The sequence below is a fragment of the Vibrio rumoiensis genome (genome assembly GCF_002218045.2).
In the GTDB taxonomy this organism is placed as follows: Bacteria; Pseudomonadota; Gammaproteobacteria; order Enterobacterales; family Vibrionaceae; genus Vibrio; species Vibrio rumoiensis.
Genome location: NZ_AP018686.1, coordinates 366,311 through 392,192, shown reverse-complemented (window position 1 = coordinate 392,192; position 25,882 = coordinate 366,311). Strand labels below are relative to the sequence as shown.

Annotated in this window: 19 protein-coding genes, 1 tRNA gene and 3 pseudogenes; 13 read left to right on the top strand and 10 right to left on the bottom strand. The window is 39.7% G+C overall.

What is annotated here, in order from left to right:
* Positions 1 to 94 precede the first annotated feature (94 nt).
* The 4 genes from VRUMOI_RS14285 to VRUMOI_RS14270 all read left to right on the top strand — a co-directional run bounded on the left by VRUMOI_RS14285 (position 95) and on the right by VRUMOI_RS14270 (position 7,082).
* A complete protein-coding gene (locus VRUMOI_RS14285; RefSeq protein ID WP_089139515.1) occupies positions 95 to 1,279 on the top strand; it encodes an alginate lyase family protein in 1,185 nt (394 codons plus the stop codon).
* A 118-nt stretch (positions 1,280 to 1,397) separates the two neighbouring features.
* On the top strand, positions 1,398 to 2,837 hold the full coding sequence (gene uxaC, locus VRUMOI_RS14280) for a glucuronate isomerase (RefSeq protein ID WP_089139516.1): 1,440 nt from the start codon (positions 1,398 to 1,400) through the stop codon (positions 2,835 to 2,837).
* 54 nt (positions 2,838 to 2,891) lie between these two features.
* The gene (locus VRUMOI_RS14275) at positions 2,892 to 4,919 is read left to right on the top strand and encodes a heparinase II/III domain-containing protein (RefSeq protein ID WP_089139517.1); all 2,028 of its coding nucleotides are present in this window, start codon (positions 2,892 to 2,894) and stop codon (positions 4,917 to 4,919) included.
* Between the two features lie 396 nt (positions 4,920 to 5,315).
* Positions 5,316 to 7,082, top strand: coding sequence for a sodium:solute symporter family protein (locus tag VRUMOI_RS14270; RefSeq protein WP_089139518.1), 1,767 nt, complete (start codon positions 5,316 to 5,318; stop codon positions 7,080 to 7,082).
* A 56-nt stretch (positions 7,083 to 7,138) separates the two neighbouring features.
* Here VRUMOI_RS14270 and VRUMOI_RS14265 read toward each other — a convergent pair.
* Positions 7,139 to 7,361 (bottom strand): annotated as a pseudogene (locus VRUMOI_RS14265) (transposase); the annotation flags it as partial.
* Between the two features lie 527 nt (positions 7,362 to 7,888).
* Between VRUMOI_RS14265 and VRUMOI_RS14260 the strand changes: the two are divergent.
* Together VRUMOI_RS14260 and VRUMOI_RS14255 are read left to right on the top strand one after the other, a co-directional pair.
* Entirely contained in the window at positions 7,889 to 8,596 is a 708-nt protein-coding gene (locus VRUMOI_RS14260) for an oligogalacturonate-specific porin KdgM family protein (protein WP_174208828.1), read from the top strand.
* 248 nt (positions 8,597 to 8,844) lie between these two features.
* The gene (locus VRUMOI_RS14255; RefSeq protein ID WP_089139520.1) at positions 8,845 to 10,614 is read left to right on the top strand and encodes a hypothetical protein; all 1,770 of its coding nucleotides are present in this window, start codon (positions 8,845 to 8,847) and stop codon (positions 10,612 to 10,614) included.
* Positions 10,615 to 10,812: 198 nt separating this feature from the next.
* Here VRUMOI_RS14255 and VRUMOI_RS14250 read toward each other — a convergent pair whose 3' ends face one another.
* The 3 genes from VRUMOI_RS14250 to VRUMOI_RS14240 are packed head-to-tail and all read right to left on the bottom strand — an operon-like array spanning position 10,813 to position 12,522.
* Positions 10,813 to 11,124: a hypothetical protein gene (locus VRUMOI_RS14250; RefSeq protein WP_089139521.1), complete on the bottom strand. Its 312-nt coding sequence runs from the start codon at positions 11,122 to 11,124 to the stop codon at positions 10,813 to 10,815.
* Complete coding sequence (locus VRUMOI_RS14245) at positions 11,121 to 12,299, bottom strand: site-specific integrase (RefSeq protein ID WP_089139522.1); 1,179 nt, start codon at positions 12,297 to 12,299, stop codon at positions 11,121 to 11,123. The genes VRUMOI_RS14250 and VRUMOI_RS14245 overlap by 4 nt, the downstream gene beginning before the upstream one ends.
* 10 nt (positions 12,300 to 12,309) lie before the next feature.
* Positions 12,310 to 12,522: a hypothetical protein gene (locus tag VRUMOI_RS14240; RefSeq protein WP_174208819.1), complete on the bottom strand. Its 213-nt coding sequence runs from the start codon at positions 12,520 to 12,522 to the stop codon at positions 12,310 to 12,312.
* A 115-nt stretch (positions 12,523 to 12,637) separates the two neighbouring features.
* Here VRUMOI_RS14240 and VRUMOI_RS14235 point away from each other — a divergent pair, with 115 nt between their 5' ends.
* Positions 12,638 to 12,853 (top strand): helix-turn-helix domain-containing protein, encoded by a 216-nt coding sequence (locus VRUMOI_RS14235; RefSeq protein ID WP_089139524.1) that lies wholly within the window; start codon positions 12,638 to 12,640, stop codon positions 12,851 to 12,853.
* A 206-nt stretch (positions 12,854 to 13,059) separates the two neighbouring features.
* Here VRUMOI_RS14235 and VRUMOI_RS14230 read toward each other — a convergent pair.
* The 3 genes from VRUMOI_RS14230 to VRUMOI_RS14220 form a co-directional block, all read right to left on the bottom strand.
* Positions 13,060 to 13,134 (bottom strand) — tRNA-Gly (locus VRUMOI_RS14230).
* 236 nt (positions 13,135 to 13,370) lie between these two features.
* Positions 13,371 to 14,462 (bottom strand): AI-2E family transporter, encoded by a 1,092-nt coding sequence (locus VRUMOI_RS14225; RefSeq protein WP_089139525.1) that lies wholly within the window; start codon positions 14,460 to 14,462, stop codon positions 13,371 to 13,373.
* A gap of 266 nt (positions 14,463 to 14,728) precedes the next feature.
* Complete coding sequence (locus tag VRUMOI_RS14220; protein ID WP_089139526.1) at positions 14,729 to 15,901, bottom strand: sugar transporter; 1,173 nt, start codon at positions 15,899 to 15,901, stop codon at positions 14,729 to 14,731.
* Positions 15,902 to 16,185: 284 nt separating this feature from the next.
* On the opposite strand from VRUMOI_RS14220, the gene VRUMOI_RS14215 reads away from it, so the two are divergent.
* Both VRUMOI_RS14215 and VRUMOI_RS14210 read left to right on the top strand, forming a co-directional pair.
* Positions 16,186 to 17,418, top strand: coding sequence for an MFS transporter (locus VRUMOI_RS14215; RefSeq protein ID WP_089139527.1), 1,233 nt, complete (start codon positions 16,186 to 16,188; stop codon positions 17,416 to 17,418).
* A 72-nt stretch (positions 17,419 to 17,490) separates the two neighbouring features.
* Entirely contained in the window at positions 17,491 to 18,108 is a 618-nt protein-coding gene (locus VRUMOI_RS14210; RefSeq protein WP_089139528.1) for an HAD family hydrolase, read from the top strand.
* 61 nt (positions 18,109 to 18,169) lie between these two features.
* Here VRUMOI_RS14210 and VRUMOI_RS14205 read toward each other — a convergent pair whose 3' ends face one another.
* Positions 18,170 to 20,650, bottom strand: a complete 2,481-nt coding sequence (locus VRUMOI_RS14205) for a molybdopterin guanine dinucleotide-containing S/N-oxide reductase (protein ID WP_089139529.1) — start codon at positions 20,648 to 20,650, stop codon at positions 18,170 to 18,172.
* Positions 20,651 to 20,659: 9 nt separating this feature from the next.
* Positions 20,660 to 21,022, bottom strand: a pseudogene (locus VRUMOI_RS14200) (NapC/NirT family cytochrome c); the annotation flags it as partial.
* Positions 21,023 to 21,127: 105 nt separating this feature from the next.
* On the opposite strand from VRUMOI_RS14200, the gene VRUMOI_RS14195 reads away from it, so the two are divergent.
* Positions 21,128 to 22,075 (top strand): IS30 family transposase, encoded by a 948-nt coding sequence (locus tag VRUMOI_RS14195; RefSeq protein WP_110410617.1) that lies wholly within the window; start codon positions 21,128 to 21,130, stop codon positions 22,073 to 22,075.
* Positions 22,076 to 22,111: 36 nt separating this feature from the next.
* Here the strand turns inward: VRUMOI_RS14195 and VRUMOI_RS14190 are convergent.
* Positions 22,112 to 22,846 (bottom strand): annotated as a pseudogene (locus VRUMOI_RS14190) (NapC/NirT family cytochrome c); the annotation flags it as partial.
* 367 nt (positions 22,847 to 23,213) lie between these two features.
* Between VRUMOI_RS14190 and yddG the strand changes: the two are divergent.
* The 3 genes from yddG to VRUMOI_RS14175 all read left to right on the top strand — a co-directional run bounded on the left by yddG (position 23,214) and on the right by VRUMOI_RS14175 (position 25,670).
* Positions 23,214 to 24,131 carry an aromatic amino acid DMT transporter YddG gene (gene yddG / locus VRUMOI_RS14185; RefSeq protein ID WP_089138981.1) on the top strand — a complete coding sequence of 306 codons (918 nt, stop codon included), beginning with the start codon at positions 23,214 to 23,216 and terminating at the stop codon, positions 24,129 to 24,131.
* A 73-nt stretch (positions 24,132 to 24,204) separates the two neighbouring features.
* Positions 24,205 to 25,200, top strand: a complete 996-nt coding sequence (locus VRUMOI_RS14180) for an LLM class flavin-dependent oxidoreductase (RefSeq protein ID WP_089138982.1) — start codon at positions 24,205 to 24,207, stop codon at positions 25,198 to 25,200.
* Positions 25,201 to 25,487: 287 nt separating this feature from the next.
* On the top strand, positions 25,488 to 25,670 hold the full coding sequence (locus VRUMOI_RS14175; RefSeq protein ID WP_089138983.1) for a hypothetical protein: 183 nt from the start codon (positions 25,488 to 25,490) through the stop codon (positions 25,668 to 25,670).
* The last annotated feature ends 212 nt before the right edge of the window (positions 25,671 to 25,882 follow it).

The window sequence follows — 25,882 nt, the reverse complement described above, 5'->3', positions numbered from 1 at the left end:
GTGTTGATATATAATTAAACCATCATTTCAATAATTAAAGCTAACATTTTTAATTATTGACTTAATTACTCTGAAAATAAGAAAAGGACGACAAATGAAAAAGTCACTACTTGCTACTGCAATTTTAGCTTCAACTTGCTTTTTTTCTAACGCACTTTATGCCGCCGATATTAACTTTATCTCTTACGATGGCGACATTCTTGCGAAAAATAAAGCTGAACTGACTGACAGTAACCCTGCTCTCAAAAAATTAGTCTCGCTAGCCAATAAAGCTTTAAAGGTTGAAATCGATCCCGTAACCAACAAAACGTTAGTTTCTGCCAGTGGTGACAAGCATGATTACTTCAGTTTCGGTCCTTACTGGTGGCCAAACCCAGACACCAAAGATGGATTACCTTATATTCGTCGTGATGGTGAATACAACATGGATACTAAAACGGCTGCTACTGATAAAATGCGCATGATCCGTTTCGCTAAAGATGTGGAAAACTTGGGTCTCGCTTATTATTTTACCGATAATAAAGCTTATGCAGAAAAAGCAAAGCAGCAACTTGATGCATGGTTTGTTAATCCAAAAACAAGAATGAATCCAAATATGGATCACGCACAAGCGATCCCTGGACGTGTCGACGGTCGTGGTATTGGTATTATTGACAGCCGTCTATTAATTGGCGTGATGGATTCAGTAGAAATGATACGTCCAACCATGACAGATAAAGAATACAACGCCGTGGTGAAATGGTATGCCGACTTCCGAGATTGGCTAGTGACAAGCCGTAATGGATTTGAAGAAGATAACTGGCATAACAATCACGGCTCATGGTATGACGCACAAGTGGTGGCATTCTCATTATTTACACATGATATGGACCTTGCTAAAAAACGTTTAGAAATCACACAAATGCGTCGAATCGGTGGGCAATTCGATATTGAAGGAAAGCAAGGTGCTGAGCTAGAACGTACTAAGCCTTGGCACTATTCTAACTTTAACCTTGAAGCATATAATTTATTAGGCCGTTACGGTGAACTTGCTAAAGTTGATGTATGGAACTACAGCATCGATAAACACTCACTGCAAAATGGTTATAACTTTGTCGCAAAAAATGTGGTTAATACCGACACTTGGGATTACAAAGGCCTAAAAGAACGTGACGTAAATATTGCGTACGAGAACATGCTAAACGCTAAACGCGCTTATAAAGACCCAATTTTCGATAAAGCGGTAGAAAAACTAGAGTCCGCGAATAAGTCCGACATCGAAAACCTGCTTTATAAATAAGACTAAATAGAATTAGATAAGAAGCATAAGCGGAGCCCTCACTCTTGTAGAAATAGTGAGGGCTCAATAAATAGCCGTTTTCGATTCAACGATAGCACATAAGCTTTAGGTACAAAGCATGACGACCACATACATCCATAATGATTTCTTACTGCAAAATGAAACGGCCAAAAAGCTATACCATACTTACGCCAAATGCCTACCTATCATTGATTATCACAATCATCTTGATGCAAAAGAGATTTATTTAAATAGCCAATTAAACACTATCAGTCAAGCTTGGTTAAGTGATGATCATTATTTATGGCGAGCAATGCGCAGTAATGGCATCGATGAATATTTTATTACTGGTCAAGCCACCGAGTTTGAAAAGTTTCAATGTTGGTGTGAGTGCGTACCTTACTTAATTGGTAACCCACTTTACGTTTGGTCTCACCTAGAGCTCAAACGCTATTTTGAAATTGATACTCTAATCCAACCTGAAAATGTACACGTGCTCTGGCAGAATTGTAATGCTCAACTAGCTCAACCTGACTTTAAGATCCGCCAAATCATTGAGCGTTCTAATGTTGATATTCTCTGTACCACCGACAGTCCATTGAGTGATCTCAAGTATCATCAATTACTGGCACAGTCGAATTTCAGCAGTAAAGTGTTACCAACCTTTCGCAGTGATGATGTTTCTCAAGTAGAAAACGAATATAAATTCAAAGATATTGTGAACCAACTTTCTCTAAAGTGTGATCAACCAATTAAAAATTTTAGCGACTATTTAGCCGCATTATCTCAACGTGTTGAGTTTTTCCATCAACAAGGTTGTCGCTTATCTGATTTAGGCTTAAAGAAAGTACATTTCACACAGTCAACACCTCACGAACTTGAAACTGCTTTCTCTAAAGTACTATCTCTATCATCCCTTACCCAGAAGCAAACCAAGCAATTAGAAAGTGCCATTTTTTTACATTTAGGCAAGATATATCATCAATACGGTTGGACAATGCAGTTACATATTGGCGTACACACTAACGTCAATACTCGCCGCTTTAACCAAGTCGGTGCAGGGACCGGATTTAGCGTGATGAATGATGAGCCTATTGTTGAAAATGTATGTTTGTTGCTTGATCAGTTAGATCAAAAAAACGCGCTTCCACAAACCATTTTATATAGCCTTAACCCTAAAGATTTCGAACCATTAGCATGTATTTTAGGTGCATTTCAAAACACCGATCATCAATCAAACAGCACCAAGACACAAAACACCACCGGAGTGAGTAAAATTCAACTCGGTCCAGCCTGGTGGTTTAACGATCATAGAGATGGCATGGAAAAACAACTCAAAACACTCGCAAACTTAGGTTCGCTCAGCCGTTTTATTGGCATGTTGACCGATTCTCGTAATGTGTTTTCGCTTTCAAGGCACGAATATTTTAGACGAGTGTTATGCAATCTCATTGGTGATTGGGTTGAGAAAGGGGAAATGCCTAATGACGAAACCTTACTCAAAAATACCATTGAAAATATCTGTTATCACAATGCAAAGGCCTATTTTCGCTTTTAAAGAGTCCCTTTCCATTAACTAAAGAATCTAGCAAACCAAAGAATTAGGTGAATTATGCTGCAATTTAACGCACAAGAAATGGCAAAAATCAAAAATAAAGCCACGCCCGATATTATTCAACGACTGATCGATGATAATCAAGTCGTATTGTCATCCGATATTTTAGTTCCACCCGATGCTCGTGCGACTTGGAATTTGTATTATTTTTGTCCAGAACACTCGGTACGATTAGATTGGCAACGGGATAAACCAACCGAACATTGCTGCCCTGTCGATGGTAAAATTTTTATGGGTGAACCTTATGATGGAGCGTGGTGGCGTGGACTCAATGGACTTAATGCTAAAGCCTGCAACGAGCTAGGTTTATTGTGGCATTTAACTGGCGAAGACCATTACTTTAACAAAGTCCGTGAAATTTTACTTGGTTATGCGAAGTACTACCCTGATTATGAAGAGCACGGCGGTATTCCTTATAACGGCCCAGGCAAAGCAAACGCACAAACTTTATGTGAAGCAAACTGTAATCTCGACTTTGCCCGAGGTTATGACTTTATCCGCCAAGCTTTAAATGCAGAAGATCGTGTCTACATTGAAACCCGCTTGTTATGTGAAGGTGCTGAGTTTTTAATGCAACATCGTAGCGATCAATTACATAATCATGAAATGAAGATTAGCGCAACTGTTGGGGTTATTGGGTTAATCGTCAATAAACCCGACTATATTGAGTTTGCGCTAAATTCTAACTATGGCCTAATCTATCAACTTGAACACGGCGTCAATCAAGATGGCTTTTGGTTTGAAGGATCCATTCATTATCATTACTATGCATTACAAGCTTTGTTAGCATTTGAGAAAATTGCTTATCACACCGCTTATTCGGTTAAACTGCAACCTAATTACCATAAAATGTTAGCGTTTCCATTACAGTTAATCAGCGCAACAGGTGACTTCCCTCGCCTAAATGATTGCATTGCAGGGCAAGAAAAATTAAATCACACTCATATATTTGAATTTGCTTACCAACAATTTAACGATCCAGTCTTCGCTAAAGCATTGAGTACTATTTATAAAGATACGCCTCGAAATAGTATTGAAACGTTATTATATGGTGTCGATCAGTTGCCAGCTTCGGAACCTATCGCTTGTCATACTATTCACGCACCGTTATCAGGGCTGACCATACTTCATAATGAAGCAAGCCAAAACATGATGTTACTCAAGCATAGTCCCTATGGTGGTGAACACGATCACTATGACCGTTTAGGTATTATTCTATGTCGCCAAGGAAAAGAAATTATTCCCGATCTTGGAACTACCGGGTATGGCGCAGAAATGCATTATGGTTATTATAAAAATACTGCCACTCATAATACGTTAGCCGTTAATCAAAAAAACCAACCACCGGCGAATCCAACCACCGAAAATTTCCAACAAACGGACCAATCAACTTACATAAGCACCCAAGTTGATTGGTCGAAACCCATTAAAGAACTTGATAGTCATACCATTGTTCAATGGGATGATGACGCTTATAAAAATGTCACTTTCCGTCGCAGTATTTTATGGTTAACCGATGACGACATACTTAGTAACGTAGCGATTGATATTAGTCAAATTAGCAATCCATATCAGCAACAGTTAGATTTAAACTGGCATATTCGTGGTCACTTTGAGCCAAACCAACAATCAGCTAAATTCAAAGCCATCGCCACACCATTTGACGGTCCTTTGCACCGTATGACTGACTGTCATGTTCATCAATTAACTCAAGTTACGCCATATCGCTTTGCGATCGCAGAGCAAGCAGATTTCAATATGCACATTTTTGCCCAGCAAGAATGTGAAATTCTAACTGGGCAAGCGCCAGATAATCCTGCAACAAGCAATTTAAGTTACTTAATGCTCAGAAACCAAGACTTACACTTTAATGCAGTTGCGGTACATGACTTAAGTATTGATGAACCAATAATAGTAAAAAATATTTCTTGGCAAGATGAGTACTTAACCGTTGAACTCATTCGCAGTAATGTCACTAGTGAAATACTGATTAATCTATCGAACCACACCGTTACAGTTAAATAATCGACATTTACCCATAAATATTGATCCAATGCCTACCTATAAAGTAGGCATTTTTCATTTAGACTATAAAAAATAAAATGCTGAGATCACCGCTCTTTGAACCATCAATTGACCAACGCACTTTGCCTCATAGCAAAGTCATTAAAGAAAAAATGTATGTTTTATAATATCGACATTGCAAAATTGGCTTTCAATAACTCAACTCCACTAACTCTCTGTTTATGTGAATAAAGAATTAGATCAAAAACAAGTTACTCATTCTTCCCAAACACGATCAAGATCACAATACAAGACAACGACAGATAAATGAACCGTCGTTTTGATTACGATCACATCTAAGTTTATTTTTTACAGCTAACATTAATTAAAATTAAAACAACGTTTCAGGATGAAATTATGAACTATGATTACCTTGTGATAGCAGGATACTTCTGCTTAATGATCTTTATCTCATTGATCTTCAAAAAAATGGCCAGTAACAGTACCAGTGACTATTTCCGCGGTGGGGGTAAAATGCTCTGGTGGATGGTTGGTGCTACAGCCTTTATGACACAGTTTTCTGCATGGACTTTCACTGGTGCAGCAGGAAAAGCCTTCAGTGACGGCTTTGCTGTTGTTGGTGTCTTCATCGGTAATATATTAGCTTATTTTGTTGCTTACCTTTATTTTGCACGTCGCTTTCGTCAAATGCGCGTCGATACACCAACAGAAGCGATTCGCCGTCGCTTTGATAGTAACAGCGAACAGTTCTTCACTTGGATTATCATCCCATTAAGTATCATTACAGGTGGGGTATGGTTAAATGGTTTAAGTATCTTTGCTTCTGCAGTTTTTAATGCCGATATCGTAACGACAATTTGGATAACAGGTATTGCCGTACTGCTTATTTCATTACTCAGTGGTGCATGGGGTGTTGTTGCCTCTGATTTCATTCAAACACTAGTCATTGCTATCGTATCGGTTGCTTGTGCTATTGTGGCATTGATTGCTGTAGGCGGTCCAACCGAAATAGTTACTAATTTCCCTTCAGGTTTCTTTATTGGCCCTGATATGAACTACCCAATTTTAATTGTTTGTTCATTCTTATTCTTTATCGTTAAACAATTACAAAGCATTAATAACATGCAAGATTCTTACCGCTTTTTAAATGCGAAAGATTCTAAAAATTCCAACAAAGCTGCACTGATGGCCGGTTTTATGATGCTAGTCGGCACAATCATTTGGTTTATCCCGTCATGGGCATCAGCAATTCTATATCCTGATGCTGCGGCTCAATACCCAGAACTTGGTGCAAAAGCACGTGATGCGGTTTATTTAGTCTTTGCTCGTGAAGCAATGCCAATAGGCACTGTGGGCTTACTGATGGCTGGTCTGTTTGCTGCTACCATGTCTTCAATGGACTCTGCTCTTAACCGTAACTCGGGTATTTTTGTTCGTAGCTTCTACGCCACAATCATTCGCAAAGGTCAAGCATCAGATAGGGAACAATTACGCGCGGGTCAAATTACCTGCGTAATAAACGGACTGCTTGTCATTTTGATGGCGCAATTTTTCACTTCACTAAAAGAACTTAGCTTATTTGACCTAATGATGCAGGTGTCAACCTTGCTTCAAGGTCCAATCCTGGTTCCTCTTTGTTTTGGTATTTTCATCCGTAAAACACCAAACTGGGCACCTTGGGCGACAGTATTGTTTGGTGCCTTTGTTTCTTACCTTGTTCTTAACGTATTTACACCGCAAGTCGTCGGTGCTTGGTTTGGCTTAGATAACCTAACAGGCCGTGAGATCTCTGAGTTCCGTACCACTATCACTATAGTAGCGCATCTGGTTCTGACCGCTGGTTTCTTCTGTGCTTCCACTTTGTTCTACAAAGAAGAAAAAAATACGAATCTAGCAGTCCAAGAAGAATTCTTCAAAGATGTAGAGACTGAATGTATAGCGGTAGAAGGGCAAGATATTGTTGACCGTATGCAGCGCCAAAAATTAGGTACACTTGTCATGTATATGGGTTTCGGGTTAACCGCAATGGTCTTAATCCCGAACCCAATGTGGGGCCGACTATTATTCTTAGCATGTGCCGCTACCATTCTTCTCTTAGGTTACTTACTAAAAAGAAGTGCACGGATGGATAGTACAGAAGGTTTAAATAAAGTCTCTAATTAATCCTAGCTAAACTAAAGTGACCAAAAACTCTGAGAGCGTTCAGAATTATTGGTCATTTTTTTGATCCGAATACCTTCAGAGCATTGTCGGGGTATCGTAAGTTTTATCGCCTAATATATCAGAATTGTTCGAAGTGTTTGATTTAACAAATTTGGTAGAACTTCTTCGTCACTGATATTTGATAAAGATTATTCTATCCCTAATAATTTCATGGGTAGCGATATCTACGCCTCGTTATAATTTATGCCATATCCTACGCTTCCCATCAGTTCCATGCTTACTTTCATTCTATTCATGGATTGCTTCTCATCAATCTAGAAAATCAATGAGCCACGTTTAATAAGCGATTACTTCCCATTTTTTGGTTTTATCGCGAGATTCTGGTACGAATATGACAGTTAAATGCGAAGTAAATTATCTGATAATCACTCCCATGTTTAATCTAAGACAAATACAAAACAGAGCCACTATCCGTTCAAAAATGAAACTAAAATTAATTCAAAATTAAAAATATGATTAACCTCACTTTTTTAAAACACAATTTCAACTATGATTGAAATTGTGTTTTAAAAGAGGCGTGGTTATTTAACTAACTCAAAAAGACCTTATGATAAAATTAATAAAATGGCCATATTGACACTTTAGGATACGTTATGTTTTTAACGCCCTTAACTTTTAAGGACAAATAATTATCATGACTGGTTGTTATAAAATAGTGATAAAGCTTAAATGGTTATCTTAACGGCAAGACCTATTTAGGCACTAATATAAATTAAAATAACGAAAGGATCTCAACAATGTTAAATATGAAAAAAGTATTCCTCATCACTTCAGCAATTATGCTTGCTTCTACTGCAGTAAACGCAACTGCAGCTTCTTTAGATTATCGACATGAATATAAGTTTGGCACAAACCAAAATGCTGATCGTATAAAAATTGGGGGTAGTACTAAAACCGAAACAGGCCAACACAACTACAGTGTTGAAATGAAATTTTTTGGTAAAACAGGTAACTATGCCTATAACGAATTAGAGCGTGGTGATTCTGAGTTTGTATACTCATATAAATACAACATCAATGAACACTGGTATATTGAACCTGGGATGCCTATCACCTTTGGTGAAGATAAAACCACCTATAAACCACAAGTTCGTGTTGGTTATGCATTTGATTCAGGTATCGTCGCTAAATTACGTTACCGCCATGAGTTTCAAGATTATACTGAAAATAAAAATAATGGAGATACATGGCAAAAAGGTAAAATCACCGCTAACTTGGATTATACATGGAATAACATGATCCAAATGACCTTTGAAGCCAACTATGAAATTTCTTATGAAGATGAATACAAACTATGGGATGATGGTAAAACCGGATATGATTATGATTTAAAACTTGGTTGGAAGAATTCATCAAACTGGCGTCCATATGTTCAATTTGGTAACGTTGGTGTCTCATCAAGAACAGACCAACGCCAATTACGTAGCCGTGTTGGTATAGTCTATAGCTTCTAATATTTATATTTTTATAAGTCCATATTAAACTCATATAAAAATGTTATTTTTACGTATGAAAATAATTCCTTAACATTTATCACACTTTATCATTGTTATCAAATTTTATGGGTAGATATTCATTCTTATTTTGCCGTTACGAAATGGATTAACATTTATCATAGGGATGATTGGATAGGGATTTGTAAATAACAAATTAAATGGAAGAAACGTTATACAACGTTGAATTAAAAACTTAGGATGATGATATGAAACTGAAAAAAATAGTAACTCTAATGTCTGCCGCTTTTTTAGTTACCGGTTTAAGTGCTTGTAACTTAGATGGTGCGAGTAATGATGACAATGGAGGTGATACACCAGCACCAACTCCAGATGAGATATCTCTTTTAACTGGCGGTCTTTGGCAAATTAGTGGTTCAGAAGCTTCATATAGTAATGGTTTATCTGCAGATCCTGAAGATTTACCGAATATTTACGTTTTTGATGGCAATAATCAACGATATTATAATGATGATGATGATTTTGGTACCTATACCATAACCACAACACCATATATTGATGATCCAGAAGCTAAAACCTTGCAATTTGACTACTATGCTACCAACAATCCAACTGAACCAACCAATGTTAGTGATGGCACTTATACTGTTTCAAATGGAATCTTAACAATTGATAGTGGAAGTTTTGGCACGCTGACCGGTACCGACCAAGTGGATAATGCAGCAGTCAATAAGGCTGTATCTGACGCTAATGCTGATGCTGGAATCAATAATGTAGTTAAAATTGTTGATACAAAGACAGACGATACTGGTGAATTGCGTCTCCAATTAGCAGACTCATCAACCGGAGCTAAGGTTGATCATATCAGTTCAGGAAAATTCACACTCGATTTAGTTTATCAACCAGACTTAACTATAGAACCACCTGAAAAAGCAAGTAATAATGCTTATATCTCTTTCTATGCATCAAGCACAAAACAGGCAAATTTGTATTCTGAAATAGTATTAGGTGATGGGAGAATTCAATATCGCAATGCAAGTGGCGATATCACTGATACTGGCGGCACTTTTAAAGAAGGTGAAAAATTAGCCATCGAGGCAAATTGGGATTCAGGTCAGTTTACATTTACCATTAACGGAACAACATACTTAACTGATGTCACCGATGCGGTAAATGAAAATCAACCTGTTACGGTTATTTCAGTTCGACTTGGTAATCAGAGTGACACGTCGAACTATGAAGTGCTTGCTGATAACTTCCAAGTTTATAGCAATGATACAGTAATATTTGAAGATAATTTTGATGGCTACCCAGTAGGACAAGCATTAACAGGAAATCCATATAATAGTAGTACCTCTGAAGCAACTGTCATTAGTGGTAGCACTGATGATACTGGCGACGATAATGATACTGGCGACAATGTTACTGATAATTTTGATAGTTACACTGTGGGAGAAAATATTAGCTCCGTAAATTCCGCTTGGTCAGAATTTAAAACCGCTGCAGATACAAATAACGCTAGCCAATCACTAGCTGTAATTAGTGATGATCAAGCAAAAAGTGGATCAAATTCTCTATTGCTCTCAGATCGAGACAATTCAGATAAACCATTTGCCGTTCGTAAGTTTGCAGCTCCGGCAACAACTGGCTCCATATCTTTCGATGCTTATATACCAAGCGGAAATGATACAACAACTTATATAAATGTCGGTACAGGTGAAAGTAATAGTGACCGTTACTTTGAATTAAGATTGTCAGCTGGTGGTAGTGTTGAAGTTGCGGCAGAAGTAAACGAAAAAGTTGATTCTATCGACAGGGACGCTTGGAATTCTTTTACTCTAGCTTGGGATGATGGGGCAATTACCGTTTATCTCAACGGCAAAATTATTAAAAAGATGCAGCAATCCGAGACTGGTTTGGCTTCTGAAATCCCATCACAATTGACCTTATACTCTGGTAACACTCAGAGCGAGAATAATAAAGCCTATTTTGATAATATTGATTCGGATTTATTTTAATTTTTTGTTAAAAAACTATCGCGTAGGATGAGACGTTAGCGACTAAAAAATGCCTAATTTAAGCCAAAATTGACTTAAATTAGGCATACTCATTGAGTAATAATATTTACAATCCTCAAAGCGTCTAGTTACGTCAATCTTTCTTTGAAAATTGCATGGTCCTTTCTGTCTTTCAAACACTACTCTGACGAAGCATTTTCAATGCACTAATTGCTTTATCGTGCCATCAATTCTGTTTTCTAGAGCAACTAAAATCCAATCTGTAGTTCTTGCGGTTCGGTGTTTGAGGCATTGACTTAACACTTCCACAATCCCTGTTGATATAGCCTCTAAAAATTCATGCTCTCGATGATAAAATTGCGGCCACATGTCGGTGCGCTCTTTTAACATCCAGTAAATTTCAGGTTTAAAATTGACAATGTCTTCTAATGCCAATGATTCAAAGTAAGGACTTTGGATAACATCAAAACACAAACTCGTACAATGAATAGCAAGCGGTGAATAAATCACAAATCACCTCCAAGTGCTAAAAAGGCTTCAAACGCACTACCATCACGACGCGTGAGATTTGGCACATACCGTGAGTACACCCGAAACAACATGGTGGTGGTTGTATGCCCCATTTGATGCGCTATCCACTCAGGCGCCTCCCCTGCAGCAAGCAGTAAGGTCGCAAAGGTATGCCGAGTTTGGTACGGGTTTCTGGCTTTTAACCCTACCGACTCCAGTAGTGGGTACCAGACAGACCGAGAGACCACTTGATAATTGAGCGGTAAGCCTTTTTTGTTGGTAAAGACAAAAGGTTGTTTGGAATGACACGTTTGTTTATGTTCAATCAAGGCTTGAACCACACGGTCGGCCAAATCAATGGTTCGATATGAACCATCAGTTTTTACAGGACTGATAATACCTCGCACCAAACTTTGGCTGACAGTGAGCTGTTTACGCTCAAGATCGACTTGTTTCCACGTTAAACCATCAATCTCACCTGTCCTCAGTCCTGTGTAAAAACGAATGATGTAATAATTTTTAAACTCCTTCGGTGCACCTTGGATGATTTTCTCCACTTCTTGCAAATTAAATGGGTCCACTTCGGTTCTTGGGACTTTTAAGGCTTTAATATTTTTCCAAGGCGACGTAAACTCATATCGATCGGCGGCTTCGTTAAGCATCATTCGTAGCGGTGTCATAATATGATTTATCCGTGATGGTGATAGAGCCTGACCTTTTCGAGTTTGAACTTTGGCGAGATCGGTTCGAAAAGATAGAATGTCTTGTTTAGTGATGGCGCTGATCTTCTTTTTGCCAAATCGAGGCAATATATGAGAATCCAATATTCCCCGCATTGAAACCTGGTGGCTTGGCCGCCATTCCACTTCCATTTCTTTAAACCAGATATCAGCAAACCCAGCGAGTCGTGGTGAAGCAACGGCATTATGATAAGACTTCGATTCATTCTTCTTACCGTTGAGCTCAGCAAACTTTTTGGCATTATTGCTGTTTGGGAAGTAATCAGAGTAATCAAAGGCATTGGTGATAATTTCGGCTTCAATGCGCTTTAATAACAAAGTCATTCTTTTCTGGTTCTGCTTGGTATTTTCTAATTGTGTGTATTCCCTACAACGTTGCCCTAAATATCGAAAATCAAAATAAAGCTTATTATTTTTAACATTAACTGAACCCATAATTTTACCCTCACATTCCAACCAATAAAGTATCTAGTGATACACCATTTAACATTTCATCTTCTATGCGTTCCCAGATGTATAAAATCTTCCGTCCACCAAATGGACGAACATAATGAACCCCTTCAAAAAGAACAGAGTCTTTCAATTGCTCTCGAATCGTTCTCTGATCATATTTGATTGCTACAGATAACTCTTTCGTAGTTAGGTATGTATATGACATAATCAAAACCTCTCTTATTAGCATCAATATGATGCGCTAGAGATACAATAACACGTAATTGACACCTGTCAATACCATTTTGTATCTTTAGAGAAACATTTAAGGTCTTTAAAGAATGATTACTTGTAATCTCTCAACTTTGTTGGGTGCTCGAAAATTAAAAATATCTGACGTTGTAAGGGAAACTGGAATTAACAGAAGTACGATTACTCGCCTCTATCATGAAACAAATAATCGTATTGATTTTGATACTCTTGAGAAACTGTGTCGATTTTTAGATTGTGAGGTCGGTGAACTTTTAGAAGTGACGGATTCAGAAGATTCCGATTAGATTTTTTAATATTGAGCTGATGAAAATGGCTGATCTAGACTGAAGGTATGAATTTTAGTCGTGGTCTACATTTGGTCCCTATATGGTCCCTAGCTCTATTTTAACTCAGAACGAAATGGGTTCCTCAAACACCAGACGTGCAAAATCACTCAATAAAGAGTGTTATTTTTCAATGGGTTATATTGGAATTGTGTTGCAAAAATAGTTGGAGCGTGCGGCGGGAATCGAACCCGCATCATCAGCTTGGAAGGCTGAGGTAATAGCCATTATACGACGCACGCTTACTAGGTAAGCTGTCTCTTGAAGACGGGAGTTACTATGCCACAACCGAGAGAAAAAAAAAGCCCTTTTATGCAGATTTTTGTTCAAGTGCGCACAATATAATCAAACAGTTATAACCTGCCGATAATTCAACCGCCTTTTGGTGGTATCGAGCGCATTTTTAAGTCATAAGATCAAAATAGCCGCTGATGCATTTTCTGCATTCGCGGCTATTTATCACTAAGTATTGTGTAAACTATTCTGCTAATTGTTTCACTTTATCTGCTTTCTCGTTGCCTAACCATACGGTGAATACTCCCCACCATAAAGACAAAACAACGGCCCCTAGGAATAAGCCGATAATACCAGCGAACATCATTCCACCTAGAGAGCCGATCACCACGATAGGCATGGGAACCATGGAGCCACGACCCATTAATAATGGTTTAAGTAAATTATCGGCTAAGCCTGCTAATAGCCCCCACACAGTAAAAATAATAAATGAAGTGGTATCAGCGGTGAAGTACATATAACCAAACAATGGCAGTAAGGGTAAAATCGCGGGTAATTGCGCAATGCATAAGACTAACACCAGTAAACTTATCAGCCCTGCTGCCGGTATATGAAAGGTAAATAAGGCTGCACTGATAATGGCGCTTTGAATAAACGCTACCCCAATCACTCCCACTAATACACTACGAATTATGCTCGCAAGCATGTTGGCCCAGTTCTTACCATGATCACCAGCACTGCGCTCAAATACCTTCGTTACGACAACAGAAATAGGCTCACTTGCCGCCATAAACACACCCGCGATTACCAGTGATAGCAAGAACATGATCAAGCTACCTAACCCGCTACCAAACGTCGATAGCATTTGAGTTAATACCATTTTGATTTGTGGCAAAAACTGAATCATTAACTCTTTAATATGCAGTGTTAAGTAAGTTAAGCCTTCAAAAAGGCGTTCACCAATGAACGGCCATTCTTTGATTTCAACATTTGGCGTCCAATTTTTAAGTTCTCCTGATGTCGCCATATTGGTGAAATACATCAAACCATCGTAAATAGACGTTGAAATCATGGCGAATGGTACGATCAATATCACAATGCTAACAATCGTCACAATCGTTGCAGCAACGGTTCGGTTACTGCGAATACGATGTGTCAGCATATTCACTACAGGGTTAAGTGCCACAGCAATGATCGCGCCCCAAAGTACCGGTAAAATAAAAGGTTGAACAATGTGGTACGTGCCCCACACCAGAATAAAGATCAAACCAATACGGATGGCAGACTCAACCATGTTATTAACAAACAGGCGAGATGCTTCATCAATGGGTTTCATAAAGATGGATTCCTTTAAAGAGAAGACTAAAGATTAACTGATTAAAATATAGGTTATTCTACCCTTGAAAGCATTTGGTTGTGGCTTTTTTCCCATGGCAATATCTACTTGTGACATTCATTAATACAAAGTAAGCATATCCCTACTTCCTCCCATTCTACTCACTATGTGTTTATCCAACAGTTTTTGAACTCGATCATTAAATTCGGTCATTTTTCAGTAAAATGGAGGGCATCGCGCCCTCCATTATTTATCTCTCTATTTCATTAACGCAAGATGGGATATTTACGTAATAAACTGGCAAGAACCAGCATTGAAACTAAGCCGATGACAGAGGCCACATAACCAACATTGGGTAAGCCTAGATGGATAATAACTTTACCTCCCAACAATGCCCCCGCTCCAATACCTAAATTAATAATGCCTGAGTACATCGACATGATGACTTCAAATGCATCATTATCAATGTTGAATACTTTCACTTGCATCGTCACCGGTACTAGCATCATCACAACACCCCAGACGAAAATCAAACCACTGATGCCCCACGCTGACTGAGCGACAAGACTAAGTAATATCATGCATATCACCAGTAAAATACCGCTCCCAACTAGCATCAAAGTGTTATGTTTTTCACCCCAGATACCGAACATCACACTCCCCACAATTCCTGCACCGCCAAACAATAGCAGTAAGAAAGTCGTAAAGTAGCTATTGGCTTGGCCAACTTGATGCATAAAAGGTTCGATATAACTGTAACTAGAATAGTGTGCCGTAAAGACTAAGAAGGTGAATAAGTAGGCACCAATCAATACTGGCTTCTTAAATACCGCCGCTAAGCTTTTTAGATTCCCGGCTGATACACTTGGTAACTTAGGCAATAATTTCGCGAGTAGCAGCATCATGACAAAAGCGACGAAACCAATCACGGCAAAAGTTGTTCGCCAGCCAAACCATTGACCAATCAAACGTCCAAGCGGTACACCAAGCACCATTGCTAAAGAAGTACCTGTCGCTAATACACTCAGTGCAAAAGTCTTCTTACCCGCTGGAGCGACTCGTATTGCAATCGCAGCGGCTATCGACCAAAAAATGGCATGAGAAAGGGCAATGCCTATACGGCTTATCACCAAGACAGGAAAGCTCCATGCAACTACTGACAGAATATGGCTGGCAGAAAACACGCCAAATAAGCACAGTAGTAATGTCTTACGCTCAACTTTGCGAGTCAGTAGCATTAAAGGCAGTGAGAATAGCGCCACCACCCAAGCATAAATCGTCAACATCCAGCCCACTTTCGCGGTAGTAATATCAAAGCTCTGAGCGATATCCGTTAAAATGCCAACAGGCACAAACTCAGTGGTATTAAAGATAAAAGCACTAAAACCCATCGCCAATACTTGTAAATATTGTTGATGACGAGGCACTCTTTCGGTCATGTTCAGGATCCTGACAATAAAGGGATATGTGATATGGGTCACACATATTAGCACTGTCGTTTTTAAATAGCTTGAGGGGATAAACAATATTTTTGTATTTATTTTTACTATGTATTAGATGGTATTTTTTACAAAAAAGATGCCTTCTGATTACTAAACCTCATTTCGTCATAATAATGCCAATTTTAAGACGTTTTTAGAATTTGGGCTTCTTTAATTAACGGAGTAACATAACCCTCCTTTTGTGATTTTCTTTACACTCTCACTTTACAATAAGGTCTAATATGGCTTCGGCATTTAAAGCCACTTTTCGTTCTCTAAAATTCTTTAATTATCGCCTTTGGGCTATTGGTGCGTTAGTTTCTAACATTGGTACTTGGATGCAGCGTACTGCCCAAGATTGGTTAGTATTGACAGAATTAACTCAGCATAATGCCACTGCAGTCGGCATTGTGATGTCATTACAATTTGGCCCACACGCGTTATTTTTACCCTTTTCAGGCTATATTGCCGATCAGTTTGATCGCCGCAAAGTGTTGATTATCACTCAATCATTATTGGCTCTATTACCGTTATTGCTCGGCATTCTCACATTAACAGGCCATATTGAACTATGGCACGTGTATATTTTCGCTTTCATTCTAGGCTGTACCACCGCCATTGATGCCCCGGTAAGACAAACCTTTGTGACTGAACTCGTCAGCGATAAGGACCTTTCCAATGCCGTAGCACTCAACTCGACCTCATTTAATTCTGCCCGCATGATTGGCCCTTCTCTGGCAGCATTACTGATCGCGGGAATTGGGACTGGCTGGGTATTTATCGTTAACGCCCTTTCTTTTATTGGCGTCATTTTCTCGTTATTTCACTTTAAACTGGATGAATTGCATCCCAGCACTCGCAGCGCGAAAGGGCCAGGCGCGTTATTAAAAGGTTTCCACTACTCATGGAACCGGCAAGATCTGCGCACCATTTTCTTCATGCTATTTATGATTGGTACTTTCGCGCTTAACTTTCCGATATTCATTTCAACGATGGCGGTTAAGGTATTTGATGTTGGCGTTGGGCAATTCGGCTTATTAACCACATTAATGGCGGTAGGCTCGGTTGCCGGGGCATTATTTTCGGCTCGAAGTGAAGGGCCTAATATGGGCTCTTTGATTTTAGGTTGCAGTGTACTTACCATTGGTTTTGCTATTGCTGCAATTAGCCCAAATTATTGGTTATTTGGTGCTACCTTGATGTTAATCGGTATTTCAGTGCAAACGTTTAATACTTCAAGCAATAGCTTATTACAGCTGACCACCGAACCAAGCATGCGTGGCAGAGTGATTGCGATACGTATGGCAATAGCAATGGGTTGCACGCCAATTGGTGCCCCTATTGTAGGTTGGATAGCCGATCATTACGGCCCAAGGTGGTCACTCGCGTTAGGCGCATTAAGTAGTGCAATGGCGGCGTTGATTGGTGGGTATTACTTTTATAAGCAAAAACAAAACAATCAACACAACACTTAGATTTTACTGACAATAGTTTGCATCGCTCGACTAAACTAAATATCAAACTATCTCAATGGGAAAGGAAAGTCGATGCAAGCAAAGAACATCAAAAATGTCGTATTTGATATTGGTAATGTCATAGTACGCTGGTCACCAATAGAAATCACACGCCTAACATTTGGCGAGGTAAATGATCTTCAACAACGCTCTAATTCCATTTTCCAAAGTGATATTTGGCTAGATTTAAATAAAGGGAAAATCACTGAATCAGAAGCCAAAAAACGTTATCAACAATCTATTGCGCTTTCTGAATCAGAATGTGACCAACTTTTTTATTATGTAAAACAGACTCAAATCTTATTGTATGGGTCAATAGACTTACTCAAGCGAGTGAAAGCCGCTGGCTATAGGGTTTATGCACTGACCGATAACGTCACCGATATTGTCGAACACCTAAAATCTACTTACTCTTTCTGGTCTGAATTTGATGGTACGATCGTATCGGTAGATCTAGGCATCTTGAAACCTCAACCAGAGATCTACCATGCACTATTCAATCAATATGCATTAGAGCCGAAAGAAACGGTATTTATCGACGACATGCCTAATAATGTCAAAGGTGCGGAAAGCACGGGTATGTATGCCATTCAGTTTATCAACTCAAGTCAATGTGAGAAATCTTTAAAAACACTGGGGTTGCTGTTTTAAAACATAAAAAAATCCGAGCCAGCAGACTCGGATTTTTATTATTAAGAACTTATCTTAACGATTAAGCATCGGCACCTTTTGGTGGCTCAAAAGCATGAGTTTCAAGCGCATCACCGACCCACTTCTCAACTTTTACTAACGCTGAGTTTGCAGCACAACCGTTTGATAAACGAGAAGCTGGAATATCTAGCGTCAGTACGTTTGGTCCACCGTTACGGCAAATACCAATTTCAGGATCAAAGTCAGGCCATGCACCTTCATGGATACATACTGAACCTTGCTTGATACGATCAGTAACATCAGCACCGGCTAGAACTTGACCGCGTTGGTTAAACACACGAACCACATCACCAGTTTTAATGCCACGTTTGGCCGCATCATCTTTGTGGATCAGAATTGGCTCTTTACCGGCAATTGCGTACTCTTTACGGATATCAGCATAGTTGAACTGACTGTGTAAACGGTACGCAGAGTGCGCGGTCATTAACTGTAGCTCACCTTCTTTAGCAGAACCTGTGTATTCCGTCGGCTCTAACCATGTTGGGTGCGCTGGGCAATCGGGCAGGTTATAGCTCGCCAATGTTTTTGAATAGATCTCAATTTTACCACTTGGCGTACCAAGAGGGTTCATCGTTGGATCTTCTCTAAACTCAGCGTAACGAACAAACTTAGCGTTCTTCTCATTCCACTTCATTTCAATATACTGGTTTTCTTTCCAGAAATGAGTGAAGTTCGGCATTGCTACACGAGAATTACGACCGCCTTTTTGAGCGATTTGATAGAAGTGGTTCAACCATTCCATCTCATCACGACCTTCAGTATAAACGGCACGACCGCCCTTAAATAGGTGCTCTGATAAATCACCAAACACGTCAAAGTCACTCTTAGACTCATATTGAGACTCTACCGCTTTCTTCATCGGAGATAAGAATTGACTACTGTAATCACCAACCATTGTTAGATCATTACGTTCAAAACTAGAGTTAATTGGCAATACGATATCTGCATGCTTCGCTGCTGCTGTCCAGTAAATTTCAGAAACAACAGAAAGCTCTAGTTTTTGCCATGCACGAGCTAAACGGTTGGTATCTTGATGGTGAGTAAAGTTACCACCACCACACCACCAAACCATCTTGATGTCAGGGTAAGTTAGAGTATGACCATTGTGTTGGTACTGCATGCCTGGGTTTTCTAACGCTTCAGTAATACGAGCAACAGGTAAAGCGTTTACTACGCCTTCGCCAGTGTTAAGCCAAGAGCTCGTGTCGCCACCCGCATTTGCACCCGCATTAATGCTTGATGAAATAGAAGGTAAGATACCAGCATCACGAGCAGGGTTACCACCGTTTGAGTAGTGGTAAGAGAAACCAAAACCACCACCTGGTAAACCAATTTGGCCAAGCATTGCAGCAAGTGTCACGATCATCCAGTGACGTTGCTCACCAAATTGTTGACGCTGCATACCCCAACCGGCCATTAACATGGTGCGGTTTTTAGAGAATACGTCTGCTAATACTTCGATTTGTTTTGCTGGAACACCAGTGATCTTCTCAGCCCAAGCTGAATCTTTAACCACACCATCAGTTTTACCTAATAGGTAGGCGTTAAATTCATTGAAGCCATGCGTGTACTTCTCAATGAATTTGACATCATGCTTGTTATTTTTCACTAACGTATGAGCAATACCCATCGCCAATGCCACATCGGTCATTGGGTTTGGTGCAATCCACTGAGCATTATCACCAAAGAATTCAATCGTTTCAGAGCGAATCGGGTCAATCGCAATAACCGTCTTGCCTGATTTTTTCAACTGATGGAAGAATTCTAGGCCTTGGCCATCTGCTGCAGTCCAAGCAATCTCAAGCGTGTTGATTGGGTTCATTCCCCAAAGAACAACCACATCAGAATGCTCCATGACGACAGGGTAAGTCGTTTGTTGCTCATAAACTTCAATCGAACCAACAACGTAAGGCATGATAACTTGAGCAGCACCTGTCGAGTAGTCACCTAGTGAACCGACATAACCACCAGCAAGCCCCATATAACGTTGTAACAACGTACGAGCATCATGCAATGCGCCACTTGAGTGCCAACCGTAAGAGCCAGCAAAAATACCTTCCGCACCGTATGTTTTACGGATGCGAGAATGCTGCTCATTGACGAGCTTGTAAGCTTCTTCCCAAGAAACACGGACATATTCATCTTTACCACGAACACCTTGTGGATTAGATGGGTTAGCTAAATAACCTTTACGTACCATTGGGTACTTAATACGAGCTCTGGTATGAACTTGTGATGGACCCGTTTGTTGTAAATGGTTTTCTACTGTTTGAGGAAGAGCATTAGTGGTTTTCACTAATTTCCCATCTTTCACTTCTGCAAGTAAAATCCCCATACGGCCAGCGGTCAGAATTTTACCGTCAGTACGGCCAATTTTAGGTTCTGAAGCAAATACAGGCATAGGTTGAATTGATGCAATCGCCAATGCACCAGCAGTAGCACCTGAGCCTTTTAAAAATCTACGGCGTGAAATACCAGTCATGTCCACTCCTTATTCTTGTTCTTTAACAACGTCTTTCGCGTTGTTCTGTAAAAACTTAGTTAGAATCTCAAGATTTAAATCAGAGATATCCGTACGACTACCCATGCTTTTCGCAACTGGGCCCCAAGCATTCACAGTGAAGTGATTTGGTGGGATCTTCGCATGACAAGTAGAACAATATGTACTATCTAGTTTTTCGCCGTATTCCCATAAAGGTTTATTTGAATCAATAACAGGAGCACTAATTTCACCTGTTAAGCTAGCAGTACGCCATTCGTTACCATATTCATCGGTAGAAGATTCACCTAGTTTCAAGGCTTTTTGACCATCTTCTGTTAATGAAGCAAGGATTGAGCGTTTACCATTACCTAGGCCTGATTTCAGATAATAACTGCGACATTCATGGAATGGTGTAGAAGAGGAAGCCAACTGCTGAAAGTGGTACGCTCTTCTCGCCAAAGAAACAAGCGGACTACCATGAATTATCAGCAGTTGACCGAGGGAAGACGATACCAGATTTCTGCCCTTTTAGAACAGGGAATTTCAATTTCTGAAATTGCCAAAACCGTAAAATGTCACCGCTCAACTCTCTATAGAGAGTTGAGACGATGCGGTACAAAAGAACAATATTCACCAGATACAGCCCAGCAACTATCTAGGGCAAAGCGATTAAACGCATCTAAGTATCGAGTACCGCAACAACGTGTGGAATTTATTGAGTTTTTAATAACGCAAGACTGGAGTCCAGAGCAAATATCTCACGTTCTTACTCGTATTGGAGAAAAAGTCAGTCATGAATGGATTTACCGTTTTATTGCCTGCAATAAACGGCAAGGCGGTAAACTGTTTCGTCATTTACGCCAAGGTCATAAACGCTATAGAAGAGGCAAGAAAGATAAAGCTCCCGCAATAAAAAATGCCATTTCAATAGATGAAAGACCCAAAGATGTCGATAATCGTACACGTTTTGGTGATTGGGAAATTGATACAGTTCTTGGTAAACATGGTACGGGCGCTATTGTCACAATCTTAGAGCGAGCCACACGGTTTTATTTAGTAAAAAAAGTGCCTTCAAAATCAGCAGAAGATGTGACCAGAGCGACGATAGACTTATTACGGCCATACAAACGATTTGTTCATACTATAACGGCCGATAATGGCAGAGAATTTGCGGGTCATATGGAAGTAGCACAAGCCTTAGAAACCGATGTGTATTTTGCTCACCCTTATAGTTCTTGGGAGCGCGGTGCTAATGAAAATGCTAATGGCCTGTTGAGACAATATATCAAGAAAGGAACAGATTTACGGTCGGTGAGTGATGATGAAGTTGAGCGAGCCCAACTTCGGATAAATTATCGTCCAAAGAAGTGTTTAGGGTTCAAGCAACCAGCCGTCATTTTTAGCAAAATGATGTTGGCTGCTTGAAATTACAAATGTCGCAGTTCGGAGTTGAATTCGGGGGTAAATAACCGATTCGGCACCTTTCATTTGGTAACCAGAAACCGTTACCGTTCTCTTATCACCATCTGTTTTCACAACTGCCAATTCAACCGTAGGGTTAATCGTTGCTAAGTCGCCCATTTTGATGAAATCAAGAGGGTAAACTTTCTTCGCATCATTTGGAGTTGATTTAGCTAGGTCATACAAATGATCAAACGCTGATGTATCAAGCTTCATTTGTGGTGCCATGTGAGCAACGCCTTTGTGGCAATCGATACATGTTTGACCATCTTTTTGTGCGGCGATGTGCATCTCACGAGCGCCTTTTGGCTGATCGTATAATTCCATCGCATTAAAGCTGTGACATGAACGACATGTCGCAGAGTCATTGGCTTTTAATTGATCCCAAACCGTTTGCGCCATTTCTAAACGGTGCTCTTCGTATTTTTCTTCGGTATCAATTTTGCCGGTGACAAATTCATGATAAATGTCTTTAGAAGCACGAATTTTAGTCCATAGATAATCAACGGTATTGTGGGTAGGAATATGACAATCGGCACATTCAGCTCTCACACCTTTGCTATTACTGAAGTGCACTGAACCTTGATATTCATGAAGGGGTTTTTCCATAGAGTGGCAAGAGACACAAAATTCAGTGGTTGAAGTGGCATGAAGTACAGCTTGGGTTCCCCCAAACGTAATCCAGCCAATTACCACACCGATTAAAACGATGATGGCAATATATCTTTTTTTCATAATTATTTTCCTTATATGCCCACAAGTTAGTTTCGCAGCGGTGCGAATCTACCACTAAAGGATAGTTTCTGAAAGTGAAATTTAGCAAATGGAATATTAAATTTTCTTTATAACACTTCCTGTTAAGTAACTGTTATAAAGGAGGTTAGCTCAATACCCATAAAATAGTTAGGTTTTTAAAAATCAGACAGTAAACGTTCACGCCCTTCCTTTTATAAATAAACCTTTTTACAACAATCAGTGATAACTTTTAACACGTAATAATGTCGAAGCTGAAGGTGGTTATTTAATCTAAATTCTGCATTGCCTCTTAGTCTCATTATTGTTAATTTCAGTTTTCATACATAATCACAGGCGAAGCCTTTCAATGCCTTTTCTCAGCAAACATAAATACACGCTTTGCGGTGTACTCGCCATTCTGCTTTGGAGCTCTTTAACCGCATTAATCCGTGATATCTCCGAACTATTTAGTCCAACTGCGGGCGCAGCAATGATTTACTCCGTGAGCACTATCTTTTTGTTTACCGTAATGGGAGTGCCACGCCTTAAACAATTTCCTAAGCCGTACCTAATTGTCGGTGGGATTTTATTTGTCACTTATGAAATGTGCTTAGCCCTATCACTCGGTTTAGCCGATAGCCGACGTCAATCAATGGAAATGGCCATCATCAATTACCTGTGGCCGGCATTAACCATTTTGCTTAGTGTAATTATCAGTAATAAGAGAGTGAGTACTTTGATCTATCCAAGCATTGCACTGGCATTTCTTGGTGTGGCATGGTGTATCTCGGGCGATCAAACATTATCCTTTAGCCTTATCAGCCAAAATGTTGCTGGCAATCCTATCCCATATCTACTCGCTTTTTCTGGCGCTTTTATTTGGGCCGTCTACTGCACACTCACCAAGAAAATGAGTAATGGAGAAAACCCTATCCCTTTATTCTTTATGGCTACGGCTATTTCCTTATGGATAAAATATGCCATGAGCTCAGAGCCTAGCTTAAGTTTTACGTGGGGAAGCAGTGTGACTGTATTGATTGCTGGTATCACAATCGGATCAGGCTATGCTTTATGGAATCATGCTATTGTTGGTGGCAATATTATTTTGCTGAGTACGCTTTCCTACTTCATACCCATCTTTGCCACGTTATTTTCCGCAGTGTATTTAGACGTCAGTCTTAGCCACTCATTTTGGCAAGGTGTTGCCTTGGTGACTTTTGCTTCGCTAATGTGCTTTTTCATTACTCGAGAAAAACGAGCGAAACCATTATCTCAAGAAGCATGAAGTCAAAAAATCAACAAAATTCACGATATCTCGATGAATTGTATTCATCCAACCAAACTTGTAAGGATGCACTATGTCTGTTCTCTCAAACGTGCCATTTTCACTCTTAGAACTCGCCCCAATGCGTCAGGATTCAACCGTAGGGGAAACCCTGCAAAAAAGCTTAAAGTACGCACAGCTTGCCGATGAGTTAGGTTATAACCGTTTTTGGCTTGCCGAGCATCACAACATGCCAGGGATTGTATGTGCGGCAACCTCTGTTTTAATTGGTTATATTGCAGGCGGCACCAAAAACATACGGGTCGGTTCTGGCGGTATTATGCTTCCTAATCACCCGCCACTTGTCGTTGCAGAACAATTTGGCACCTTAGAAAGTCTATACCCAGGTAGAATTGATCTTAGTTTAGGTCGAGCACCCGGTAGCGATCAAATCACCAGTCGCGCGCTAAACCGCGATGAAAAGCGAGCCGATGAGTTTCCCATTGAAGTTGAAGAGTTACAGACCTTACTTGGCCCTTATAATGGATTCAGTCAAGTACGAGCCATGCCCGGTGAAAATACCAATGTGCCAATTTGGTTATTAGGCTCGAGCTTATTTAGTGCCCGCCTAGCCGCAGAAAAAGGGTTGCCTTATGCGTTTGCCGGCCATTTCGCTCCGCGCTTTATGCATGATGCAATTGAAATTTATCGCAGTGAATTCCAAGCTTCAGAGGTATTAGATAAGCCATATGTGATGCTAGGTTTACCGTTAGTGGCAGCTGAAACCGATGAAGAAGCACAATACCTATCTACCACCACCAAACAGCGCGCTTTATCTTTAATTCGAGGCAAAGAATTATGGTTGCAACCTCCTGTCGAAAGCATGGATGGGTTATGGAACGAACAAGAAAAAGCATACGTCGATAATTTCTTAGCCTTATCGATTACCGGTGGCCCTGCAACTATCAAACATCGTTTAGAAATGATGGTGAAACAATTAGGCATCGATGAATTTATCTTCACTAATGATTTGTATGATCATGACAAGCGTTGCAAAGCGATCGAAATCTTGTCAGATATTAAGAAATAGATGTATTCAACCGGATTGATTTAACATCCGTTGTTCACTCAATATCTTTATCCTTCATGATCACAAGCAAACCCACATAGGTTCTCAAGCTCTACTTTCAACCAGTAGAGCTTGACCTCTTCTTCGATACTCCAATTCCCATCAAATTTCTATCCCCTTCCATCCAAAACCACATAGTTATCAATGTTTTTTCAAAAACTTAATTTTCATTTTTAACGCGTGCGATAACGAAATGTTAGCAGTATTGTTAATAAGAACTTACATTTTGTTACAAGTCGGAGGTAAATATGAAAGTTCTTATTGAATATAACGAAACTGGCCTATACAGAGATAATTCTTGGGCGACACCATCCATCCGAACCAAAGGGCAACTACAAGCGGTGGAACCGGCTTTAGCGGCCACTCTTATCAAGACGCATAAGGCGAGTCTACATAAAAACGAAAGTGGAGAGATCATCATTCAAAGATAGAAACCGTATCTCAAAGTAAGATACATCTAGCCTGAATAAACTTGAATTTTTACGTCTGCAATTGGCTTAAAAAGCGAGAGACAAAATGCGCTACCATTCTTTAAACACGATTACTTAACTCTCCGTAAACGTTAGATAATGAATGACAGCGCTTTTGATTATTTAGATGAGATTTAACACCGTTCTTTTTATAACAAATAGACCTCTGTAAA